The sequence below is a fragment of the Lentzea sp. NPDC006480 genome, from assembly GCF_040611995.1.
Classification (GTDB): Bacteria; Actinomycetota; Actinomycetes; order Mycobacteriales; family Pseudonocardiaceae; genus Lentzea.
In genome coordinates this window covers 1-22,729 of sequence record NZ_JBEXPJ010000147.1, presented here as the reverse complement: position 1 = coordinate 22,729, position 22,729 = coordinate 1, and the positions used below count along the sequence as shown (strand labels likewise).

At 68.7% G+C, this 22,729-nt stretch carries 23 protein-coding genes; 8 read left to right on the top strand and 15 right to left on the bottom strand.

The genetic code is table 11. From position 1 onward, the window contains the following. Positions 1-54: 54 nt before the first annotated feature. Both ABZX92_RS36530 and ABZX92_RS36525 read right to left on the bottom strand, forming a co-directional pair. On the bottom strand, positions 55-807 hold the full coding sequence (locus tag ABZX92_RS36530) for a zf-HC2 domain-containing protein (RefSeq protein WP_355569938.1): 753 nt from the start codon (positions 805-807) through the stop codon (positions 55-57). Between the two features lie 206 nt (positions 808-1,013). Then, positions 1,014-1,763, bottom strand: a complete 750-nt coding sequence (locus tag ABZX92_RS36525; protein WP_355569935.1) for a TetR/AcrR family transcriptional regulator — start codon at positions 1,761-1,763, stop codon at positions 1,014-1,016. Between the two features lie 103 nt (positions 1,764-1,866). Here ABZX92_RS36525 and ABZX92_RS36520 point away from each other — a divergent pair, with 103 nt between their 5' ends. After that, positions 1,867-2,829 (top strand): ATP-binding cassette domain-containing protein, encoded by a 963-nt coding sequence (locus ABZX92_RS36520; RefSeq protein WP_355569933.1) that lies wholly within the window; start codon positions 1,867-1,869, stop codon positions 2,827-2,829. 431 nt (positions 2,830-3,260) lie between these two features. Beyond that, entirely contained in the window at positions 3,261-4,130 is an 870-nt protein-coding gene (locus ABZX92_RS36515) for an ABC transporter permease (RefSeq protein ID WP_355569932.1), read from the top strand. Here the strand turns inward: ABZX92_RS36515 and ABZX92_RS36510 are convergent. Beyond that, entirely contained in the window at positions 4,047-4,802 is a 756-nt protein-coding gene (locus ABZX92_RS36510; protein ID WP_355569929.1) for a lipopolysaccharide kinase InaA family protein, read from the bottom strand. The genes ABZX92_RS36515 and ABZX92_RS36510 overlap by 84 nt on opposite strands. Before the next feature lie 119 nt (positions 4,803-4,921). Between ABZX92_RS36510 and ABZX92_RS36505 the strand changes: the two genes are divergently transcribed. Continuing rightward, positions 4,922-6,442 carry a M28 family peptidase gene (locus ABZX92_RS36505; protein ID WP_355569926.1) on the top strand — a complete coding sequence of 507 codons (1,521 nt, stop codon included), beginning with the start codon at positions 4,922-4,924 and terminating at the stop codon, positions 6,440-6,442. On the opposite strand, the gene ABZX92_RS36500 is transcribed toward ABZX92_RS36505, so the two are convergent. Together ABZX92_RS36500 and ABZX92_RS36495 are read right to left on the bottom strand one after the other, a co-directional pair. After that, positions 6,439-7,908, bottom strand: a complete 1,470-nt coding sequence (locus ABZX92_RS36500) for a carboxylesterase family protein (protein ID WP_355569923.1) — start codon at positions 7,906-7,908, stop codon at positions 6,439-6,441. The two genes, ABZX92_RS36505 and ABZX92_RS36500, sit on opposite strands and share 4 nt — an antisense overlap. Positions 7,909-7,927: 19 nt before the next feature. Beyond that, on the bottom strand, positions 7,928-8,794 hold the full coding sequence (locus ABZX92_RS36495) for a bile acid:sodium symporter family protein (RefSeq protein WP_355569920.1): 867 nt from the start codon (positions 8,792-8,794) through the stop codon (positions 7,928-7,930). Between the two features lie 236 nt (positions 8,795-9,030). Here ABZX92_RS36495 and ABZX92_RS36490 point away from each other — a divergent pair, with 236 nt between their 5' ends. The 3 genes from ABZX92_RS36490 to ABZX92_RS36480 are packed head-to-tail and all read left to right on the top strand — an operon-like array spanning position 9,031 to position 11,656. Beyond that, a complete protein-coding gene (locus tag ABZX92_RS36490) occupies positions 9,031-9,828 on the top strand; it encodes an NmrA family NAD(P)-binding protein (RefSeq protein ID WP_355569917.1) in 798 nt (265 codons plus the stop codon). A gap of 14 nt (positions 9,829-9,842) precedes the next feature. Then, positions 9,843-10,958: an MFS transporter gene (locus ABZX92_RS36485; protein ID WP_355569915.1), complete on the top strand. Its 1,116-nt coding sequence runs from the start codon at positions 9,843-9,845 to the stop codon at positions 10,956-10,958. A gap of 5 nt (positions 10,959-10,963) precedes the next feature. Beyond that, positions 10,964-11,656: an LLM class flavin-dependent oxidoreductase gene (locus tag ABZX92_RS36480; protein ID WP_355569912.1), complete on the top strand. Its 693-nt coding sequence runs from the start codon at positions 10,964-10,966 to the stop codon at positions 11,654-11,656. Here the strand turns inward: ABZX92_RS36480 and ABZX92_RS36475 are convergent. Then, a complete protein-coding gene (locus tag ABZX92_RS36475) occupies positions 11,575-12,585 on the bottom strand; it encodes an MFS transporter (protein WP_355569910.1) in 1,011 nt (336 codons plus the stop codon). The two genes, ABZX92_RS36480 and ABZX92_RS36475, sit on opposite strands and share 82 nt — an antisense overlap. Before the next feature lie 154 nt (positions 12,586-12,739). After that, positions 12,740-14,074 (bottom strand): cellulose binding domain-containing protein, encoded by a 1,335-nt coding sequence (locus ABZX92_RS36470; RefSeq protein WP_355569907.1) that lies wholly within the window; start codon positions 14,072-14,074, stop codon positions 12,740-12,742. A 127-nt stretch (positions 14,075-14,201) separates the two neighbouring features. Here ABZX92_RS36470 and ABZX92_RS36465 point away from each other — a divergent pair, with 127 nt between their 5' ends. Then, entirely contained in the window at positions 14,202-14,969 is a 768-nt protein-coding gene (locus ABZX92_RS36465; protein WP_355569904.1) for a methyltransferase domain-containing protein, read from the top strand. Here ABZX92_RS36465 and ABZX92_RS36460 read toward each other — a convergent pair. The 8 genes from ABZX92_RS36460 to ABZX92_RS36425 all read right to left on the bottom strand — a co-directional run bounded on the left by ABZX92_RS36460 (position 14,966) and on the right by ABZX92_RS36425 (position 22,388). Further along, positions 14,966-15,283 (bottom strand): hypothetical protein, encoded by a 318-nt coding sequence (locus ABZX92_RS36460; RefSeq protein WP_355569902.1) that lies wholly within the window; start codon positions 15,281-15,283, stop codon positions 14,966-14,968. The two genes, ABZX92_RS36465 and ABZX92_RS36460, sit on opposite strands and share 4 nt — an antisense overlap. Before the next feature lie 24 nt (positions 15,284-15,307). Next, positions 15,308-15,607, bottom strand: coding sequence for a hypothetical protein (locus tag ABZX92_RS36455; protein ID WP_355569901.1), 300 nt, complete (start codon positions 15,605-15,607; stop codon positions 15,308-15,310). Beyond that, positions 15,604-16,860 carry a choice-of-anchor P family protein gene (locus tag ABZX92_RS36450; RefSeq protein ID WP_355569899.1) on the bottom strand — a complete coding sequence of 419 codons (1,257 nt, stop codon included), beginning with the start codon at positions 16,858-16,860 and terminating at the stop codon, positions 15,604-15,606. Before ABZX92_RS36450 ends, ABZX92_RS36455 begins: the two co-directional genes overlap by 4 nt. Then, positions 16,857-17,510: an ABC transporter ATP-binding protein gene (locus ABZX92_RS36445; RefSeq protein WP_355569896.1), complete on the bottom strand. Its 654-nt coding sequence runs from the start codon at positions 17,508-17,510 to the stop codon at positions 16,857-16,859. Before ABZX92_RS36445 ends, ABZX92_RS36450 begins: the two co-directional genes overlap by 4 nt. Continuing rightward, positions 17,507-18,199, bottom strand: coding sequence for an ABC transporter ATP-binding protein (locus ABZX92_RS36440; RefSeq protein ID WP_355569893.1), 693 nt, complete (start codon positions 18,197-18,199; stop codon positions 17,507-17,509). The genes ABZX92_RS36445 and ABZX92_RS36440 overlap by 4 nt, the downstream gene beginning before the upstream one ends. Then, positions 18,196-20,010 carry an ABC transporter permease gene (locus ABZX92_RS36435; RefSeq protein WP_355569890.1) on the bottom strand — a complete coding sequence of 605 codons (1,815 nt, stop codon included), beginning with the start codon at positions 20,008-20,010 and terminating at the stop codon, positions 18,196-18,198. The genes ABZX92_RS36440 and ABZX92_RS36435 overlap by 4 nt, the downstream gene beginning before the upstream one ends. Before the next feature lie 43 nt (positions 20,011-20,053). Further along, positions 20,054-21,454 (bottom strand): ABC transporter substrate-binding protein, encoded by a 1,401-nt coding sequence (locus tag ABZX92_RS36430; RefSeq protein ID WP_355569887.1) that lies wholly within the window; start codon positions 21,452-21,454, stop codon positions 20,054-20,056. A 175-nt stretch (positions 21,455-21,629) separates the two neighbouring features. Then, entirely contained in the window at positions 21,630-22,388 is a 759-nt protein-coding gene (locus ABZX92_RS36425; protein WP_355569884.1) for an SGNH/GDSL hydrolase family protein, read from the bottom strand. Positions 22,389-22,515: 127 nt separating this feature from the next. Between ABZX92_RS36425 and ABZX92_RS36420 the strand changes: the two genes are divergently transcribed. Then, positions 22,516-22,729: hypothetical protein (locus tag ABZX92_RS36420; protein WP_355569881.1), on the top strand; the 214-nt coding region annotated here is incomplete at its 3' end.

Here is a 22,729-nt window from a genome sequence, read left to right as displayed (position 1 = left end):
AACGGACAGAGGCCCGGATTCCAGTGGAATCCGGGCCTCTGTCCGTTTCTGCCCTTACTGTCCTTGCAGGTTCGCCACCACGAAGGCCTTGCCCTCCGCGTTCTCGACCGCGATCGACTTCACCTGGTCCGGCGGCACGCTGACCATGCCGGACACCTTGGCGCCGGACGCCTTCGAGATCCAGGCGAACGCCTCGGCCTTGCCGCCGTCCGCCGTGAGCACGACCAGCTTGCACTTCTGCGCGACCGGCAAGCCGGTGATGTCGGCCGTGACCAGGTAGCGGTCCTGCGACGACGGAGCGATCTCCGCCACCATCTTGATCCCGCTCGTCGTTGCCTCGCCCGTCCTGGACACGGCGGCGTTCGTTCCCGGCCCCTGGTTCTGCATGAACACCGCGGCACCGCCGAACGCCACCACCGCGGCGACAGCCGCGGCGGCGAGGTAGCCCGGCCAGCGCCGAGGCTTGGCGTGCTGTGGTTCGGGGAAGTCCTCCACCGGCCGCGGACTGGCTCTCGGCTGCGGATCCGCCACCCGCGGCTGCGGGATGACGGACTCGTTCCGGATCTGCCGCAGCGTGCGCTGCAGCACCAGGTCCGACGGCTTGGGCAGGTCGTCCTCGAGCTCGTGCAGGAATGCTTCCCGAGGTATCTCGTCGAGCACCATGCGGATCCGATGGAAGTCGGCGACCTGCGCACGGCAGGACGGGCAGCCCCTCAGGTGCTGCTCCACGCCATGACTCTCGTGCGCGTCCAGAACGCCGAGCGCGTAGCAGCCAAGAGTGACCGCGTCGTGCGCGCCAGCTGTCATACGACCTCCTCGTCGTCCCGATTCGACCCCCGCGGCAAAACGGTGTCACAAGGAAAACGGGCAGATAGGAGTGGTTGGTTCAGCCTGCGAACGAGTTCATTCTGATTGCTCATAACAATGGCATTACGTAACCGTGCAACTACCGTTCAGGGGTGACGTGAGCAGGGCATTTCACTCGATCGGACGACTCAAGGTGTCTTGAACGGCTACAGGCACGTCTCTCGACGAACCACCTGTCGTTCCTGCCCTTCGATGAACACCGCGAGCCCGTCGAGGACCCGCGCCAGACCGAACTCGAACTCGTCCAGCGGTCGTTCGTACCCGCCCGTGGTCCAGATGTGCGTCATCATCGGCAGCCGTTCTGGCGTGAAGTGCTCCCAGAGCTCGTCCCGGTCGTTCCACCAGTCCTCCTCGCTCACCCCGGTCTCCCGTTCGGCGAGGACCCGGTCCGCCATCGTCCTGCCGACGCCGGCGACGAACTGGCCGACGCTGGTGACGACCGCGACCATCTCCTCGGGCTGGAGGTTGAGCTCGGAGACCGCCGCGAACGCCGCGTCCGTGCGGGTCATGGCGTTCGGGCCGGGCATCCGCCGCGCGTTGGTGAGCTGCAGCAGCCAGGGGTGCGCGCGGTACATCGACCACAGCTGCCGCGCGTAGAAGTCCAGCCCGTCGCGCCACTCGCCCTTCGGCGTGTGCTCGGTCTCGCCCCACACGGCGTCGACCATGAGGTCCAGCAGCTCGGACTTGCCGGGGACGTGCCGGTACAGCGACATCGTGGTGAAGCCCAGGGTCTCGGCGACGCGGCGCATGGTCAGCGCCTCGACCCCCTCCGCGTCGGCGACCTTGATGGCCGCCTCGACCACCCTCGCCTGGCTGAGCGCGGCCTTGGGTCCCCTGGTCGGTTCTGCAGGCGTCTCCCACAACAGGCGCACGCTGCGGTTCCGGTCGTCCTTCACCCAACCCCCTCGTCTTCACAAGCCACTTGCCTGTGAATCCTAGAACCGTGTACAACGTACACCTCGTTTACTTCGTACACAGTTACGCCACGGGGGTGAAGTCGTGGGACACGCGGTGCTCGCGGAAGGCCTGCGGAAGAGGTACGACCAGAAGGCGGCGCTGGACGGGTTCGACCTGGCCGTGCCCGCCGGAACGGTGTGCGGGCTGCTCGGCCCGAACGGCGCGGGCAAGACGACCGCGGTGCGCATCCTGGCCACCCTGCTGCGCCTGGACGGCGGCCGCGCGGAGGTGGCGGGCTTCGACGTGGCGCGCGAGGCACCCCGGGTGCGCCGGCAGGTGGCGTTGAACGGCCAGCAGTCCACGGTCGACGACGTGCTGACCGGCAAGGAGAACCTGGTGATGTGGGGCCGGCTCTACCACCTCTCTCGTCGCCAGGCCTCTCTGCGCGCCGACGAGCTGCTGGAGCAGTTCGGGCTCACCGAGGCTGCTTCCCAGCGTGCGAAGCAGTACTCGGGCGGCATGCGGCGGCGGCTGGACCTGGCGTCGAGCTTCATCATGCGGCCGTCGGTGCTGTTCCTGGACGAGCCGACGACGGGTCTCGACCCGCGCAACCGCGGCGAGGTGTGGCGGGAGGTGAAGCGGGTCGTCGCCGAGGGCACGACGGTGCTGCTCACCACGCAGTACCTGGACGAGGCCGACCAGCTGGCGGACCAGATCGTCGTGCTGGACACCGGCCGGGTCGCCGCGCAGGGGACGCCGGACCAGCTCAAGTCGAAGCTCGGCGGCGACCGGATCGAGGTCGTGGTGCGGACCTCGGAGGAGCTGCCGATCGTGCGGGACGTGCTCGGGCCCGACGCCGAGGTCGACCTGGACTCGTTCCGGGTGAGCGCGGCGGTGACCGACCGGGTGGCGGCGTTGACGCGGGTGACGTCGGCGCTGGCGGCTTTGGGGGTCGAGGCGGAGGATATCGCGCTGCGGCGGCCGACCTTGGACGAGGTCTTTCTGGCGATCACGGGCCACAAGGCGGTCGACACCTCTGACGGCAGGTCGGGGGTGCGGGCATGACCGGCGGAGGACTGAGTGCGTGCGTGGCGGCCAGCCCGGGAGGTGCGGGTGTGAGCGGCGCAGCGGGGACAGGTGTGGCGGGCGGGTGTGGGCGTGAGTGGCGGACGAGCGAGCACGGCGCGGCCTGCACGGGGCGTGTGGGCGTGAGCGGGGCAGGAGTGGCGAGCACGGGGGTGGCGGCGTGAGCGGTGGAGAAGCGGCGGGCGCGGCGGCGGGTGCGGGTGTGATTGGCGCAGGAGCGAGCACGACGGCCCGCACGGGGCGCGTGGGCGTGAGCGCGGCAGGAGTGGCGAGCACGGGGGTGGCGGCGTGAGCGGTGGAGAAGCGTCGGGCGCGGCGGCAGGTGCGGGCGTGAGTGGCGGACGAGCGAGCACGGCGCGGCCTGCACGGGGCGTGAGCGCGGCAGGAGTGGCGAGCACGGGGGCGGCGGCGTGAGCGGTGGAGAAGCGGCGGGCGCGGTGGCGGGTGCGGACGTGAGTGGCGGAGTGGGGGCGGGTTCGGAGGCGCGCGGGGTCAGCGCGGTCAGGTACGCGGTGATCGACTCGTGGGTGGTGGCCAAGCGGGATCTGATCCACTGGCTGCGCGAGCCGGTCCGGGTGTTCGCGAACCTCGCTTATCCGATCATCTCGGTGCTGATCTTCGGGTTCGTGTTCGGCAGCGCGATGAACGTGTTCGGGGGCGGTGACTACATCGAGTTCCTGATGCCGGGCATGTTCGGGCAGACCATCGCGTTCGGCGTTGGCAGCACGCTGTTGATGGTGTCGATGGACGCCGACCGCGGGGTGACGGACCGGTTCCGCGCGTCGCCGATGTCGCAGACCGGGGTGGTGGCCGGGCGGAGCATCGCCGACCTGGTCAACTCCTCGCTGGAGTTGCTGGTGCTGGCGTTGTGCGGGCTGGCGATCGGCTGGTCGGTGCGCGACGGGGTGCTGAACGCGCTGCTGGCGTTCGGGTTGTTCCTGTGGCTGCGGTTCGCGTTGGTGTGGGTCGGCATCTACCTGGGGCTGCTGGTGAAACCCGAGGCGGCGCAGGCGTCGTGGATGTTCCTGGTGCCGCTGACGATGCTGGCGAACACGTTCGTCTCGCCGGAGCTGATGCCGGGCTGGCTGCGGGCCGTCTCCGAGTGGAACCCGCTGTCGGCGACGGTGGCGGTGGCGCGGGAGCTGTTCGGCAACCCCGGGGTCGGCGGCGGCTCGTGGGCCGCGCAGCACTCGTTGCTACTGGCTGTGCTGTGGCCCGCGCTGTTCGTGGTGATCTTCTGGCCGCTGTCGGTGCTGAAGTTCCGCAACCTCAGCCGCTAGGCGGTAGTCGGTCCGGAACTGGTCGGCGAGCCACCGAGCGAGGAGCCGCCGCCAGTTCCGGACCCTCGCCAGCAGTTCCGGCCGAAGCGACCGATCGTTCTCCCACTGCCGCCAGTCCTCGCTCGCGAGCCAGGCGATGCAGCCCGCGATCCGATGCGTCCGGAGCAGCCTCAGGTCCGGTGTGGACCCGTAGCCGACCCAGAACTCTTGCGGCAGCGCGGCTCCGTGCAGGTAGAGGTGCTCCTCGAACGCCGCCAGCTCGTCGAGCGGGTTGCCCTGGCCAGGGTTGTCCCAGTCGATCAGCGTGGCCCGGCCGTCGCCGACGATGATGTTGTAGAGGTTCACGTCGTTGTGCAGCAGGCCAACCCGGTGGATCTTGCGGAACGCGTCCCCGATGCTGCGCCAGACGACGTCGGACACCGGCAGGGCATCGGCCAGCACGTCTGCCAGGGTCCGCCCCTCGACGTACTCGACGAGCACGTCACCGCGTCCGTTGTGGGCCAGGACCGCCGGTGCGCCGGGCACGACGAACTTCGGCAGGTCGCGCGCGACTTTGGGTTGCCGCAGCACGGCTTTGCGCCCGTCGGCCAGCGTCACCAGGTGCAGGACGTTGGTCAGACCGTGTCCCTCCAGAGGTTCGACGCGGACGGCGGTCTGCAACAACCGGAACAAACACCCACCTCCCGTGACAAGGGACCAACACAGCGCAATGGTGTAACACAAGACACATCGGACAGATAAGAAACGTCGGGGGATGCATTCGGCGGCGAAGGACGCATGGAGGCATACCGATGACCCAACGTTATCGGCGCGGGCGGCTCGCGCTCATCTCGGTGCTGGCACTGGTACTGCCACTCGCCGTGACCGGCCACGCACTCGCTGATCCCACCAACAACACCCCGGCGAAACTCACGAAGGCCGTCACGCTGAACGGCGTGCTGCGGCACCTCGACGCCCTCCAGGCCATCTCGAACACGCACGGCGACCGCGCGGCCGGACGTCCTGGATACCAGGCATCGGTGAACTACGTGGTGGGTGCGCTCAACGCAGCCGGTTACACACCGACCGTGCAGCCGTTCGACTTCACCTACCTCGAGGACAACTCGGTGCTCGACGTGATCGCGCCGATCTTCACCTCGTACCGCAAGGACCTCGACTTCACCTACACCGACTTCGCGCCCAGGGCCGAGGGTGACGTCACCGCGGCCGTCCAGGCGGTCGACCTCGTGCTCCCGCCCGGCGCCACCGCCAACACGAGCACGAGCGGCTGCGAGGCCGCCGACTTCGCCGGGTTCGTCCCCGGCAAGATCGCGCTGATCCAGCGCGGCAGCTGCAACTTCACCGTCAAGGCGTTCAACGCGCAGGCCGCGGGAGCCGCGGCGGTGATCTTCTTCAACGAGGGCCAGCCCGGTCGCACGGGGCTCGTCATCCCGATCGGTGATGCCACGGGTCTCACCATTCCGGTGGTGACGGCGACGTTCGACGTCGGCGTGCAGCTCGTCAACCTCCCCTCGCCCGTCGTCCGGGTGAAGGTGGACGTCAACACCGACACGCGCACCGCCTGGAACGTGTTCGCCGAGTCGCAGTACGGCAATGCGAACAACGTCGTGATGGCGGGCGCACACCTCGACAGCGTCCAGAACGGGCCCGGCATCAACGACAACGGCAGCGGCACGGCGGCGTTGCTGGAGACCGCGATCCAGATGTCCAAGGTGAAGACCAACGCCAAGGTCCGCTTCGCCTGGTGGGGTGCCGAGGAATCCGGCCTGCTGGGTTCCGACCACTACGTGGCGACGCTGCCGCAGGCCGAACAGAGCAAGATCGCGCTGTACCTGAACTTCGACATGGTCGGGTCGCCGAACCACTTCTTCGGCATCTACGACGGTGACGACTCGAGCGGCACCGCGCCGGTGCCGATCCCGCCGGGTTCGGCGCAGATCGAGGACGTGTTCGAGAAGTTCTACGCCGACCGCGGCCTGCCCTCCGAGGACACCGAGTTCTCCGGACGTTCGGACTACGGCCCGTTCATCGCGGTCAACATCCCGGCCGGCGGCCTGTTCACCGGCGCCGAGGAACTGAAGACGGCCGCGCAGGCGGCCCGGTACGGCGGGACCGCGGGTGTCGCGTTCGACGCCTGCTACCACCAGCCGTGCGACACCAGGTCGAACCTGAACCTGACCGCGCTGGACGTCAACTCCGACGCGATCGCGACCGCGGTGATCACGTTCGCCTTCGACACGTCCACGGTGAACAGCGTGCGCGCGCCCGGCAAGTCGCACGGACGCGCGCCGCAACGGGGCGTGCCGTCCTAACTGGGCCAGAGGTCGCACTGGTAGTTCACCGGTTCGACCTGCCGGGTTGCGAAGATCCGGACGTCCCGGCGATCCCAGCCGGGGCGTCCGGTCTGCGCGAACCTCGTCCACACCGCGACCATCTCGTCCGACAGCTGCTGCTGCGCGCCGTGCAGCTCAACCCCGGCGTACCGCATCAGGAACGGCAGCTCCGAGCCGTGATACGCGCCGTACGGGAACTCCGGCATGCCCGGGAAGATCATCGGCGGGTGAGGCTCGGCGAACTCGTAGCCGTAAGCCCCGGTTTGCGCTCGCAGCTCGTTCGTCGTGCACGCTGACGTCATCGCGGTCAGCGCCGCGGCGAGCTGCACCCGCTCGTCGCCACCCGTCGGCGGGTAGCGCTCCAGGATCCGCTTTGCCGCAGCCTGGCCGAAGCCTTGGGCGAGAGCCTGTTCGTACCCGAGGGCGTCGAGCACCGGGTAGAACAGCACCACGAACGGCGTGAGCTCGTCGCGCGTGGTGCCGGCCAGGATCGGGATCCGGTGGAACCGGCCCTGCTTCAGCGCGGTGATCGGGTTGTCCGGCAGGGCTTCCGTGCCGTACGCGGGCTTGGCGAACAGCGGCGTGAGCTTCTTGACGTCGCTGACCGGCAGGCGGCGGAGGCAGTCGAGGTCGGTGCAACCGTGCGGCGCCTCAGCACCGGCCCGCTCCACGTCCTCCCGTTTCACCCACGCGTGATCGACGCGGTTCTCCCCCGCCGGAGTGCCCAACTGGCACGGTCCACTCTGGATGATCACCCGCTGGAAGAGCCCTTCGGTCTTCGGCGACGTCAGCTGCGCACACGTCGACAACCCACCGGCCGACGCCCCGAACAGCGTGACGTTGTGCGGGTTGCCGCCGAACTGCCGGATGTTGCGCCGCACCCACTCCAGCGCTTTCTGCTGATCCCTCAGGCCGAACGCCCCGGAGCCCGCAAGCCCGGGAAACCCGAAGTAGCCGAACGCGCCGAGCCGGTAGTTGATCGTGACGACGACCGAACCGTTGCGCACCAACTGGTCCACGCCGTAGTCCGACCCGGCACCGCTGGTGAAGCTGCCGCCGTGAATCCAGACCAGGACGGGCCGGTCGACCGCCTTCGCCGGTGCGGTGACGTTGAGGTACAGGCAGTCCTCGGACTCGCTGGCCGGAGCCCCGAGCACCGCGTCCTGCGCGCACCTCGGACCGGGCTTGGTGGCCTCGCGGACGCCGCGCCAGGGCTGGACGGGCTGCGGGTCGCGCCACCGGTTCGCTCCGGTTGGCGGCGCGGCGAAGGGAATGCCCTGGAAGGAGCGCTGGGAGTGGACGACCCTGCCCGACACAACACTGCCCGAGATAACACTGCCCGACACATATCCTGCGTCGGTGCGGATGGTGGTCCCCGCGGCGTGGGCGGGAACTGCTGTTGCGGCAACGAGAACGGCCGCGATGAAGGTTGTGGTTGAACGCATGTCACGATCAACCTAGCTGTCACCCCAGCTGGGCGCGCAACCCCTTTTGCCGCGACAGCAACCGCACCGCCACCGCAGCGGGCAGGTACATCAGCACGCCGTACACCGCGGGCGCGATCGCCATCGTCTCGTCGTTCAACACGGTCAGCGCCAACGTGATCGCGATCGTGGCGTTGTGGATTCCGATCTCCATGGCCGACGCGACCGCCTGCCCCCGCTCGACCTTGACGGCGCGAGGCACGTAGTACCCGATCAGCAGGCTCAAGACACTGAGCAGCAACGCGACCGGCCCGAGCGTCCCGATGTTGTCGAGCAGCTGCTGATACGCCTGCACGATCGCCGCGATGATCACCAGGACCAGCACCACCACGGACGCGACCCGCACCGGATCGTTCATCCGCAGCGCCCAGGCCGAGAAGCGGCCGCGCACCCACATCCCGATCGCCACCGGTACCAGCACGATCGCGAAAACCTGGACGAACTTCGCCGGCTGCAACCCGACAGCCGCGTCATCCCCCATGAAGTGCGCCATGCTCAGGCCGACCACCACCGGCAACGTGAACACCGCGAGCACCGAGTTGATCGCCGTCAGCGTGATGTTGAGCGCCACGTCCCCGCCGGCGAGATGGCTGAAGAGGTTCGCCGACGTCCCGCCAGGCGACGCCACCAGCAGCATCATCCCGACCGCGAGCACACCCGTGAGCCCGAACGCGAAGATCAGCCCGAGGCAGATCGCGGGCAGGACGACCACTTGGCAGACCAGGGCGATGAGCGCGGCCTTGGGATACTTCGCGACCCTGGCGAAGTCTGCGACGGTGAGCGTGAGACCCAGGCCGAACATGACCAGGGCCAGCGCCAGCGGCAGGAAGATCTGGACGACGAGCACGGCGGCCTCCGGGTATCCTCCTGCGGCGAATGTCCGACTAATGCAGGTTTGTGCAGTTTGATCTGATCCGCAGATCTTGGCGTTACGCCGCCGCCAGTGGAATCGCCCAGGTGGCGGCACCTGCGCGGCTCCCCTCCAAAAACTTGGGTGGCAACTTTTCGGGTGCGGCCAGAAAGTGCTCATCCCATGAGCACTTTCCTCAGGTAGTTTCGAAGAAAACCATCTGGGGGCAGAAGATGAAGACGGCAGTGGTCACGGGCGCAACCGGCAAGCAGGGCGGCGCCGTCACGAAGCACCTGATCAAAGCGGGGTGGGCCGTCCGCGCGGTGACCCGCAACCCGTCCGCGCAGATCCCCGGCGCGGAGACGGTCGTGGCCGACCAGAACGAACCGAACGAGCTCACCAACGCGTTCAACGGCGCCGACGCGGTGTTCAGCGTCCAGCCCGCACCACACGACCCGCGCGCCCCGCAGGGCTACTCCCCCGCCGTGGAAACCCGATGGGGCCGCAACGTCGCCGACGCCGCCCTGGCCGTACAAGTCCCCCACCTCGTGTACGCCTCGCTGGTCGCCGCGCAGTCGCGGACCGGCGTCGCGTCGTTCGACAGCAAGTGGGAGGTCGAGCGGCACATCGCGGACATCGGCGTGCCCACGACCGTGCTGCGGCCGACGACGTTCATGAACGGCCTGCACCACCCCGGCATGAAGAAACTGACTCACCTGCTGCACCCGGAAGTCCGCTACCACCTGATCGCGGTCGACGACATCGGCGCCCTCGCGGCGAAGGTCCTCGCCGACCCCGCCCGGTTCATCGGCGAGGAACTGACCCTGGCCGGCGATCTCCTGACACCGCTGGAGATCGCGGACGCGCTGGGCGTCGGGTACGAACAGATCCAGGTGGACGACCCGGAGCTCGGCAAAGTGTTCGGCACCACCGCGGAACCAGAAGTCGACATCGAGGCCCTGCGCGGCCTGCACCCCGGCCTGCGCACCTTCGCCGCCTTCTTGTCTGACGTGCGCAACGGCGTCTCCTAGCGCACCCTGTTGCGATGGCGCGCCTGCTGACCCCGCGCTTCGCCCTCCTCACCGCCGCTGACCTGGGCTACTTCACCGCGATGGGCATCGCGGTGTACACCCTGCCCCTGTACGTCACGGGCCCGCTGCACAACTCGAAAGCCGCGGCGGGCCTGGCGTTCGGCTCGTTCGCCGTGTCCGCGCTCCTGCTCCGCCCGTTCGCCGGCCGTCTCACCGACCGTCTCGGCCGAAGACCGCTGCTGGTCGGCGGCACCGTCCTCGCCGCCACCAGCCTGTCGCTCACCTCTCTCGCGCACGATCTGCCGTCCGTCATCTCCCTCCGGCTCCTGCTGGGCGTCGGCGAAGCAGCCTTCTTCGTCGCCGGGTTCGCCGCCCTGGTGGACATCGCCCCGCCCGACCGTCTCGGCGAAGCCCTCAGCCTCAACTCACTCGGCCTCTACCTGGGTCTCGCCGCGGGCCCACCGCTCGGTGAGGTGCTCACCCAGCTGTCGTTCCCCGCCGCCTGGCTCGCCGCCGGTGCTCTCTGCGTGACGGCAGCGGTCGCCTCGTTGTTCCTCGGCGAAACCGGGACTCCCGCGACAGGCCCGAACACCAAGCTGATCCACCGGCCCGCCATCCCGCCCGGCATCGGGCTCTGCACGGCACTCGCGGCCTGTGGCGGGTTCCTCGCGTTCTCCGCCCTGCGCGCGCAGCAGATCGGGCTGGAGAACACCAGCCTGCCGCTCTTCCTCTACGGCGCAACGGTCGTAGCGGCACGGCTGGTGTTCGCGAAAGTGCCGGACCGCGTGCCGCCGTTGAAGCTCGGCGCCATCGCCCTCGCGATCATCGCGACGGCACTCGTCCTCGCCGCCGTTCCCGACATGTTGCTGGTGGGCAGCGTCGTGCTCGGCCTGGGCGTCACGTTCAGCACGCCGGCGTTCTTCGCGGCCGTCTTCGCCACCGCCGCGCCGCACCAGCGCGGGGCGGCGTCCGGCACGGCCAGCGCGTTCATCGACATCGGGCTCGGCGGCGGCCCGATCCTGCTCGGCCTCGTCGCGAACATCGAGGACATCCCGCTGGCGCTGGCGACCGGTGGCGTTCTGGCCGCGGCGGGCTGCCTGTGGACGTTGTGGATCGACCGGCCACACTGAAACCCGTGCAGATCGGCGTCTTCACCGCAGGCGACCTCGCTCCTCAGGAGATCGTCGAGCTGGCGATCGCGGCCGACGAGGCGGGTTTCGACGTCTTCGCGGTGGGAGAGCACCACAACCCGCCCTACAACTCGTCATCGCCCGCCACGCTCCTCGCCCACATCGCGGCCAGGACGACTCTGCGGCTCTCCACCGCCACCACGCTGATCACCACGAACGATCCGGTCCGGCTCGCGGCCGAGTACGCCACCCTGCAGCTGCTCGCGCCGGACCGGATCGACCTCGTGCTCGGCCGGGGGAACACGGCCAGGGTGTTCGGCTGGTTCGGCAAGGAGATCGAGTACAGCCTGCCGTTGACGATCGAGCACTACGAGACGTTCAAATCGCTGTGGCGCAACAGGTCCTACCTCTGGCACGCCTGCACCCGCTCGCCAGAGATCGCCGACCTGGCCGCGCGGCACGGTGATGGCCTGTTCGTGTTCGCGGATCAGGCCGAACACGTTGCCAGGTATCGCGACCAGGCCGAACAGCCTCGGCTCGGCGTGCTCTCGAAGAACCTTGAGGACGGTCTCGCGCTGAACCCCGACCGGTTGCTGATCGAGGCTCGCGGCCTCGATCACCTCCGCCAGATCGCCAGCGCCACCACCAGGACCAGCACGCCGATCGCCGCCGCGGATCCGAGCACCCACATGCCGTAGATCGCGAACGCCACGAACTCGGACGCGATCGCCGCGACCGAAGTCACCGTGGCTCGGGCATCGGACTCGATCCGGTGCTGCAGCTCGGTTTCCACGTGCACCAGCACGAACCGGTACAGCCCGTAGAACAGTCCCAACAGGACGATCGCGAGCGGAACGGCCCACACCGCGGCCAGGATCAGCACCACGCCCGACGCGAACAGAACCCAGCCGCGGAACGGAAGTCGTCCAGCGAGCGAGGCACCGGCCGCACCCAGCAGCGGCACTCCGATCGTCGCCAGCGGCACCCACACCGTCGGCACGTGCCAGTCCTGGGCCAGCAGCGAGAAGTACTCCTCGAACGCGTCGATCGCGTACACCAGAGCCACTGCCAGCACAGCACGTTTGATCGGCACGGACGCCCGCAGACCCTCGCGCAACGTGGCGAAGTAGCTCTCGTGTTCCTCGGCCTCGCGCGGAGGTTCCGGGAACCGCAACGCGATCACCGAGGACAGCAGGCACATCGCCACGGAAACCCAGCCGGCCAGCTGGTAGCCGCCGAAGGAGAACAACGCGGTGGCGATGACGGCGACCGGAACCTGAGCGATCAGTTCGATGGTGTCGACCCGAGCGTTGAGCTTGCCGTACAACGATTCGTCGCCGTTGGCAGCCAGCCCGTCGTACAGCAGGGCTTCGAACGCACCGGAGGTCAAAGTTCCGCCCAGACCCCACAACACGAAGCCGGCCGCGAAACCCCAGAAGGACGGGAACAGCACCCAGACCGCGTATCCGAACGCCTGCAACACACCCGCTGCCACCAGCGAGCTGCGGCGGGAGAAGCGGTCGGCGATGGCACCGGACGGCACCTCGAACACGACCGCGGTCAGCGACCAGATCGTGAGCAGCACCGAGATGGAGGCGTCCGACAGCCCGCTGTCGGCGAAGAGCAACGCGTACAGCGCGTAGATCGGGATGAGGTGCGAACACCACGCCCACGCCGTCGCGGTCCTGGTCAGATCAGTTGAAGATCAATGTCGTCGTCGCATGGCACAAGGGTAAGCCGCCAGCGCCACTGAATAAATGGCGCTGACGGCCAGTGACGACCTAGAAACCAGCGGTGATGCGGGTGAACGCGAGGTCGGCCTGCTGGATGCCCGAGCAGTTCGACGCCACCTGGCCGTCGCAGCCACCGCGGTCGCGGTTCACCGACCAGAACGCGAGGCGCCCCAGCCCGTTGGACTTCGACCAGTCGCGGATGGCGGTCCAGTCGTCGACGCTCGTGAGCTCGCGCTGGTCCGACAGCCCGTTCATGCCGGAGATGCCGACGTGCTTGAACGCCTCGGCGTCGCTGTAGCCGAACGTCGACTTGATCTTGTTCTTCAGGCCCGTCGCCGCGCCGATGGTGTCGGTGCGGATGTTCGAGCTGCCGAAGTCGAACGGCATGATCGTGAAGATGTCGATGTTCGCGCCGAGCGCCTTGGACTGGTCGATCAGCCGCGCGCCGTAGAAGTTCGGGCCGGTGACGCCGGTGCCGAACGTGACGATCGTCTGGATGCCCGGGTTGTTCTGCTTGACGATCTTCAGCGCGGTGATGATCCGGTCCTGGACGGTCGTGTTCTCGAACTCGTCGGAGTTCTCGATGTCGATGTCGATCGCCTTCAGCCCGTAGGCGTTGATCACCTGCTGGTACGCACCGGCGAGCGCCTCGGGCGTCGAGCAGTTCGGGCCCAGCTTGTTGCCGCTCCAGCCGCCGAACGACGGCACGACGTCACCGCCGGCCGCGCGGATGGCGTTGATCGTCTGCTGGTCCGAGCCACCGGTGATCGCACGCTGGCTGTCCCACGCCGGGCTGCACCCGCCGCCGGACAGGACGAACGCGAGCGTGAACCACTTGACTCCGGTCGAGCTCATGACCTGCGTCGCACTCTGCGGGTTGCCCCAGCCCAGGTACAGGTAGGGCGCGCCGCGGCCGGTGCCGGGCAACGGCGGGTTCGACGTGGTGGTGGTCGTCGTCGTGGTGGTCGTCGTCGGCGGGTTGCCGGTGCCGTCGCACGAACCGCCGTTGACCTTGCAGTTGGACGGGTTCGCACCCGATCCGCGCACGGTGAAGCCGAAGCTCGCCGTGCCGCCGACGCCGACGTTGCCGTTCCAGGTGTTCTTGACGGTGATGTTCTGGCCGCTGGCCGTGTAGCTGCCGTCCCAGAGCGACGCGATCGACTGTCCGCCCGGGAGCGTGAACTCCACGGTCCACGCCGTGAGCGCGGACGAGCCGCCGTTCGAGATCGTGTACTTGGCCTCGTAGCCGCTGCCCCAGTCCGACGTCTTGGTGAACGTCGCCGTCACACCCGTCGCGCCGCTCGCGGGAGCGGCGGCGACGCCTCCGACCACGGTGGCCATCGCCAGCCCGAGGGCCAGGATTTGCCAGCGAAACCTCTTCATGGTGCTCCTTCACGTGCAGGGGGAACGTGATGCGTGGCACGTTAACTGGTCTGGACCAATGGTTCAAGGGTGTGAACACACCTAATCGGCGTGCGGTCGCGGGAACGCTCTCCTAGGGTCCGGGGTGATGAACGCTCATGAAATCGCCCAGCTCATGGCCGCTTGGGTCCCGGATCCGGACATCCAGGTGGCCCAGACGACATACCGGTTGAGCCTGGCGTCTTACTGGCAGATTCCGGACGGGGCATCGGTTCTGGAGGTCGGGTGCGGGCAGGGCGACATGACCGCGGTGCTGGCTTCTCTCGTGGGTCCGAACGGGAGGGTCGTGGGCATCGACGTGGCTTCACCCTCCTACGGCTCGCCCGTCACGGTCGGTCAGTCCGCTGAGCACCTTCTCGCCGGACCGCTCGGCTCGCGCATCTCCCTGCGTTACGAGACGGACGTGCTGACCGATGACGTCGGAACCGGTTACGACTTCGTGGTGCTCGCCCACTGCTCCTGGTACTTCGCGTCCGCCGACCTCCTTTCGCGCACGCTCGCGCGGGTCCGCTCGCTCGGCTCCCGGCTGTGCTTCGCCGAGTGGGACCCGGAACCCGCGCACACGAACCAGGTCCCGCACCTGCTGGCCGTGCTCGCCCAGGACCGCCTGAGCGAGTCCGAGGGCAACATCCGCGCGCCGCTCACCCGCGAGACCCTGGTCGCCGCGCTGGGCCGGGCCGGATGGGAGGTCGAGGAGGTCGTGGGGATGGACACCAGCGCGTTGCAGGACGCGGACTGGGAGATCGCGGCCGCGCTGCGGGAGGCGCCGGACGGGCTCGCCAAGGAGTTGCTGCGGCAGACCGCGCGGAAGAGCGGCAACGTACCGCTGTCCGCCTACGCCCTCACCGCTCGCTAACGCTCCTCGAGAACTTCGCGAGCGGCGGCCCAGATCCGCTCGAACTCCGCAGCGGTGATGTTCTCCAGGCCGGGCACGCCCTGCCACTCGTGCTGCCCCTCAGCCATCGCACCGAACCGCGACTCGTAGGCGATCACTGTCTCGACGCCGCCGCTGTCTCGTGCATGCAGCACTTCGGCCAGGGATGCGGCCGTCACCGGACTCAGGTCCGCGCCGGCCAGGTCGACCTGGCGGCACACCCGTCCTTCATCGTCCACTTCGTAGTGGAGCCAGACATCGTCGTCGGCGAAGAAGTAGCGAAACCACCGGCTCATGACACCATCCTGGCTCACCGCGCGTTAGACACGCTCTGAATCGCGGTCCTCCAGCAGCTGCAACAGGGCGTACGTGGTCTGCCGCTGCTCCTCCAGCAGCTTGACCAGCCAGGACCCGAAGTACAGGAACCCGCCCACCCCGATCAGCCCCACCCCGAGCATCCCGCCTGACACCACATAGGGGATCTGCTCCCACACGTAGCCGGTGTGCGCGACGCCCCACCAGGCGAAGAGGATCGCCGCGATCCCCGCCGTCATCAGCATCGTGCCGATCAAGCCGAGCCCGCTCTGCATCCGTGCGCGGCGCCGGTCCTGCATGGTCATGAGTTCGCCCGGAGGTCGGGGACACCGGTGGGGTGTCCGGAGGGACAGGGAGCGCCGCCCAGCAGGAACGTGCCGAACGACCTCATGCCGAACGCTCCCGCGGCCGCTACGCCCAGGCCCGCCAGCACGATCAACGCGGGGACTCCCGGGAAGTCGAGCAACGAGCGAGACCTGGCACGAGAAGAGGCGACCGGGGTGACGGCGTGAGGTGGTGGCGTGACACCGGCTACCGGCGCTGTGCCTGGCGAAGGCGCTGAAACACCATCCGCAGGCGGTGGAACTGGAGGTGCTTGCGGCACAGGAGCATCAGGCGGGGGCAACGAGACGGAAGCGGAAGCGTTTGCGACCGCCTCGGTGTCGCCGACGATCACCACCATCTTGCGCAACGGGTTCAGCAGCGGCACGAGTTCCTTGGGCAGCAACGGTGCCAGCACCCCGTCCAGGATGCCGCCCAGACCCAGCTTGGTCCGCAACACCACGACATCGACGGTCAGGGTCAGGCCGCGAGACGTCGAGGTCGCCCCGGTGCCCTCGGTCTTGGTCGCGGACGTGGGCCACGCCAGCGTGATGCCCAGTGGTTCCAACGCTTTCAGCAGGCCGTCCGGCGGGGCCGCGGGCGAGCGGACCGGGAACTTCTGGCCCAGCACGGTGAACTCGGCCACCGAGAACGTGCTCGTGCCGCTGCCCTTGCTGCCATCGCTCACCGCGACGGACTCGAACTTCACCCCCGACATCACCACGAGACCGGCGAGCAGCGAGATCGTCTGCGCGGACGACACCGCCGAAGAGCGGACCTCCGCGGCACCAACGACGTTCGTGCTGGTCGAGCTGAGACCGTCGGCTGTCAGCAAGAACGGCACCTCCTGCTTGGCACCCGCGTAGGACTCGACCTTGGAGGCGCCCGCCGACACCCGCATGCCCGACTTCGACTCGTCCGCCGGGCCGCCGGGATGCGCCGCGTTGGCCTGCACCGGGTAGGCGAAACCCAGAAGCTGTGGCAGGCCGGTGCCGACAGCCGCACCCGGCCACACGGAACTGGCCAAAGAGCGGCCGATCGGGCCCGAACCCAGCTCGGTCTGGGTGTAGGAGAGGTGCACCTCGCCCTGTGGTTCCGCCGGCACCGGGAGCAGATCGGTGTGCAGCAGCACGGAGACGGGCGCGGCGTGCGCGGAGAGCGTGAAGCCTCCGATCTCCGCGGCCCGCGCAGGTGCTGGGGACAGCAGGAGAAGCAGCAGGACGAGCGCGTACCTCATGACGTCCCTCCGAAGTAGACGGAAGCCAGGTCGTTGTCCGCGGCGATCTCGCCGTGCGCCATCACGACGACCTGATCTGCCACCGAGGAAGCGGTCTCGGCGAACTGCTCGACGATCAGCATCGTGACGCCGCCGGCAGCCAGCTCGCGCACCACCTCGTACAGCTCGGCCACGATCACCGGCGCCAGGCCCATCGAGAGCTCGTCGATCACGACGACGGCCGGGTCGGTGATCAGCGCGCGGGAGAAGGCCAGCATCTGCTGCTCGCCGCCGGACATCGAGCCCGCGAGCTGACGATGCCGGGTCTTCAGCCGAGGAAACCGCGAGTACACGACGTCGGCATCACCGCGCATCAAGCGGAGGTTCTCGGCGACCGTGAGGTTCGGGAAGATCGCGCGGCCTTCCGGGATCGTGCACAGCCCGGCTCGTGCCAACGCGTCGGGCGCGGCGTCGTTCACGTGCACGCCGCCGAGATGAACGTGACCGGAAGTCGCCCGCAACTGTCCACTCAGGACCTTCACCAGGGTCGACTTCCCCGCGCCGTTCGGGCCGAGCAACGCCGTCACCGATCCGCGCGGCACGTTCAACGAGACCCCGCGCAGCACCTCGATGCGGCCATAGCCGGCGTGGACGTCCGTCAGGTCGATCATCCGAGATACGCCTCCCGGACACCCTCGTGCGAGCGGATCTCACCAGGCGAACCAGAAGTCAGCAGCCGGCCCAGGTTCAGCACGTGCACGACGTCGCAGTAGTTCATGACGAGGTCCATGTCGTGCTCGACCAGCACGACCGCTCGCCCCTCCCCCACCAGTTCCTGCAGCAGCGCGCCGAACGCGTCCGTCTCGGCCCGGTCCAGCCCCGACGACGGTTCGTCCAGAAGCAGCAAGGACGGTTCTGTGGCCAACGCACGGGCCAGCTCCAGCAACCGAGCGGCACCAGTGGGCACGGTGTCGGCCTGGTTCGACGAGAACTCCGCGATCCCCACGCGTTCCAGCAGCGAGGAAGCCAGCCGGGCCGGTCGGCGACGGCTTTCCAGCGCCACCACGACGTTCTCCCACACGGTCAGCGACCCGAACACCTCCAGCCGCTGGAACGTCCGCGCCACACCGAGCCGGGAGCGCTGGTGCGGAGAACGGGACGTGATGTCCGCGGAATCGAGCAGGACACGGCCGGACGACGGCCGCCGCAGCCCGCTGATCACGTCGAACAACGTCGTCTTGCCCGCGCCGTTGGGCCCGATCAGCCCGGTGACGCCGACGTCCACGGACAACGTCACGTCGTTGACCGCGGTCACCTCGCCGAAGCGGACCGTCACGCCCTCCACCTGCAGTGTGCTCATGCGCGCCGCCAGGACCAGGCCCGGAAGAACCAGCTCATCAGGCCGTTGGGATCACGCGCCAGCCCGGCCGCCGCCGCGCCCAGCAGCACGACAGCCGCTCCAGCGAACGCCGGGAAACCGCTCTGCAGCACGGGAAGCAGCATCAGCAGCAGTCCGCCCAAGGCCGCGCCGGACACCGACGTCACGCCCGCGATCACCGCGAACAGCAGCAGCGGCAGGTTGTTGAACAGCTGGAAGTCGCTCGCCGCGACGGTTTCCCGCAGCTGCGCGAACAACCCGCCGGCCAGCCCCGCGATCGCCGCCGACAACGAGAACACCCAGACCCGGATCCAGCGCACGTTCATCCCGAGCGTCGCGCACGCCGCCGAACTGTCCTTGACCGCGATCATCCGCCGCCCGAGCCGTCCCCGCCGCACCGCCAGCACCCCGGCGCCGACCAGCGCGAACACCACCGCTGCCAGCACGAGCTGAGCAGCAGAGGACGAGAACAGCGGCGGCACCTGCAGACTGCCCCGCACCCCGAACGCGATCGGCGACTGCAGCACCAGCTTGTCCATCAGCTGTGCGAACCCCAACGTTGCCAACGCCAGATACAGCCCGCTCACCCGCAACGCCGTCAACGCGATCACCGCGCCGATCGCCGCCGCCACCAGCGAACCCACGACGAGCGTCCAGGGCGAACCACCGAGCCGCGCCACCGTCACCGCGCCCACGCCGACGAACGTGAACTGCCCCAGCGAGACCACCCCGCCGTACCCGGTGAGCAGCACCATCGACAGCAGCACGATCCCGAACACCAGCCCCAGCGCCAACTGGCCGGCCACCACCGTGTCCACCAGCAGCGCCAGCACCACCACGACACCCAGGAACAGCGCCGCGCCCACTCCGGTCGCCGGCCCCGAAGGCACCGCCACCCCGCGCGACCCCCGCACGCCACCGATCCGCAACGGCGACTGCGGCATCGCGAGCAGCACCACGAACAGCAGCAAAGCCGGAATCGCGACCCGGAACGCGATCCAGAACGGCGACGACGGCAGGTAGGCCACCGCGTAGGACTGCACCAGCCCGAGCCCCAGCGCACCCACGAACGTCAACGGCAGACTGCGCAACCGCCCGACCAGAGCCGCCGTGTACGCCGTGATCACCAGCAACGTCATCGTCACGTAGTCGAGCTGCACGACCGGCGTCAGCAGAATCCCGCCCAGCGCCGCCAAGGACGACCCGATGGCCCAGCTCAACGCCGACAACCGATGCGGCCGCGTGCCGTACAACGCCGCCAGCTCCGGAGCATCGACGCACGCCCGCATCGCGAGGCCGGTACGAGTCCGGTTCAACAGGAAGTACAGCCCACCGGCGACCAGCACCGCGCACACCAGCGTGACCAGGTCATGACCGCTCACATAGGACTGTCCGACGTGGATCCCGTACTGGTCGAGGAACGGCCGCACGGGCCGCGCCTCCGGTGGCCAGATCGCCTGTGCCGCACCGATCAACCCGACCAGCACGCCGACTCCGGCGACGAGCGTGATCCCGACTGGCGCCCCGGCGAGCCGGCGCATGACGAACCGCTCGATCAGCAACCCGAACAACGGCGCACAGACCCCGACCACGAGCAGCAGGGCCAACCACTGCGGCAGGCCGCGGTTCTCGGCCAGCTCCCAGTAGAGGAACGCCATGACCATGCCGATCGCGCCGTGGCCGACGTTGAACACCTTGGAAGTGCTGTAGGTGAGGACGAGCCCGCCCGCGACGACCGCGTACGCGCCCCCGGTGACCAGGCCGAAGATGGTGTAGGCGAGGAGTGCGGTCATGAGCCACCGCCCGTGACGACGCCGACGCAGGTGAAGAGACCCGTCATCCGCCCACCCCCGTGTCGATCAACGACCCGCACGAGTACCCGGAGGCCGGCGCGAGCCGCGACCACGCCCCGCCCTTCAGCCGCACCAACGACATGCATGCCGAGGTCCGCTTCCCGCCGACGTCCTGCGGCGCGACCATCCCCTCCGCGGTGAAGTCGTGCACCCCGCGCACCTGGTCGAGCATCGCCTTGCGGGTCAGCTGCGGCCCGATCTTGGCGGCGAGCTGCACGAACAGCCGGGCCGCCGCCCACGCGAACATCCCGAAGTACGAGGGCGTCGCACCGGGCGCCACCCGCCCCAGCCACTGCTTGTACAGCGCCACCTGGGCGTTGTTCTCCTCGAACAGCCCGCCGTTCGTGTAGACGACGGTGCCGTCGACCGCCGCTCCACCCTGGCGCACGTACTGCGCGTCGTACGCCGACGGGTCCGTGATGAAGGCTTCCGGCGTGTATCCCTGCTGCCGCATCGCCTGCTGCAACCGGACGGCGTACTGCGCCGACCCCATCCAGTAGACGATCTTCGCGCCGGTCTCCTTGAGCTTCGCCACGTACGGCGCGTAGTTCACGTCCGCGATGTCGATGGCCTGCGTGTAGACGAACTTGAGGCCACGCGCCTCGGCCGCCTTCTGCATGCTGCGGGCGTTCTGCGAGCTCGCGTCGACGTTGAGGTAGAGGAACGACGCGGCGCCGGCGGCGTTCGGGAAGCTCGACTTGATCAGGTCCGGGTAGGCCGAGGACACCAGGTTCACCACGTTGGACGCGACGCCGAAGCTGACCGGGGTGCGCTGCCGCTGGACCGTGACCGTGGAGGCGCGCAGGTCCGGGATCCCACAGGCGGAAGCAGCCGGACCGCCGCCCTGATCGAACCCGGACATCGAGCCGACCAGGGCGAACGCCTGCTCACACGCCTGTGAGGTGGCCTGCTGGTCACCACCGCTGTCGGTGCGCGAGTCGAACGACACGAGCTTGAGCTTGCGGCCGCAGATCGCGCCCTGGGTGGCGTTGAAGTACTCGACGAACGCCTTCGTCCCCTGCTGCGCCGCCTGGAACAGGCCCGGCACCGGCCCGCTGATGTCCGAGATGTTGGCGATCGTGATCTCGCCCGCGGTCACGCCCTTGTCCGTGGCGCCACCGGTTCCCTGGCAGCCACCGGCGATGCTCCCCGGCGGGTTCGGCTGCTTGTTGGCTTGTCCGGGGTCGGCGGCACCGGGCTGACCGGCGGTGCCGTCGCTGCCCGCCACTCCGCCTTCCTCCACTGGCGCCGTGCCCTCCTGGACGCCCGAACCGGCGCCTTGAGGCACGGCGAGTGCGGCGCGTTGCTCGGAGGTGAGTCTGCTCCCGCACCCCGCGATCAACGCGCAGACCACCAACGCGATCAGCGCAGCCCTGCGATGCATGCGGACGAACGCTAGGCCACTGCATCAATCCAGCCCAGGCCGGTGACCAGCGATTTCACCCAGGTGGCGGACACGATTTCTAGAACGCGTTCTACAAGCAAACAACCTCGCGGAAAACCGTCACCGAACGCCAGTTACGTCGTTAGACCACCTCGCGCCAAGTAACACGTTCTACTTACGAGGGCGGCAGCAGCTCCGGCCGGCGGGCCCGGACCACGTCACCGGACGACTCGCCGCGCAGCCGACGCATGACCCACGGCACGACGTGCTCGCGCGCCCACTGCCAGTCCTCCGCCCGCCGCACCTTCCGGTCGACCAGTGGAGCCGCCCCGAGCACCGTCCGCTCCAGACCATGCGCAACCCCGAGACCGTCGAGCACCGAAATGGCGACCTCGGTGTGCCCGAGAGAGTTCAGGTGCAGCCGATCCGCGGACCACATGCGACGGTCACGCAACTGCCGCATCGACCACATGTCCACCAGAACGCAGGAGAACTCGGCCGCGATCGCGCGCACGTGTTCGTTGTAGATGGCCACGCGACCACGCATCTTGCGGAACACCGGGTCGTCGGCCCCGTCGACACCCGTGAAGAGGATGACGACAGCACCGGCCTTCACGCAGCGGGCCACGGCGTCGCGGTATCGGCGCATCAGAGCGTCGATGTTCACCTTCGGCCGCATGAGATCGTTTCCACCCGCGTAGAGCGAGACGAGGTCCGGGTTCATCGCGAGAGCGCGCTCAAGCTGCTCGTCGAGCACCTGAGGCAGCAACCGGCCCCGCACGGCGAGGTTGGCGTAGGTGAACTCCGGGTCGAGTGCCCCCAGGACGTCGGCCACGCGATCGGCCCATCCCCGCACACCATTGGGCCGACCTGCGTCTTCGTCACCCACGCCTTCGGTGAACGAATCCCCCAACGCCACAAAACGCTTGCTCATGCTCAGGACTTTAGGTCGCGCGCGTGAGCCGGGGTTGCGCGGGGTTCGGTAACGGTTTGATAACGCCGGGGTCTCGAACTGAGGCGGGCTCCCTTTGTGAGCCGTATTCCCGATCGTGCGACTCCCCATGGACTTGGCAACGCCGGCGCGACTCATCGTCGCGTTGGCGGGCTGCGCGTTGGCCGTGCTGCTCAACACCGGGGTCGCGACAGGTCAGCCCGCCACTCCCTCGACCCCCATCTCGACCCCGCCGCCCGGAAGTGGCGGGACGGGCGACGACCCGGTGTCCAGAAGCACGCAGGCGTGGCCGAAATGGACAACTCGCACGGATTCCTCCATTA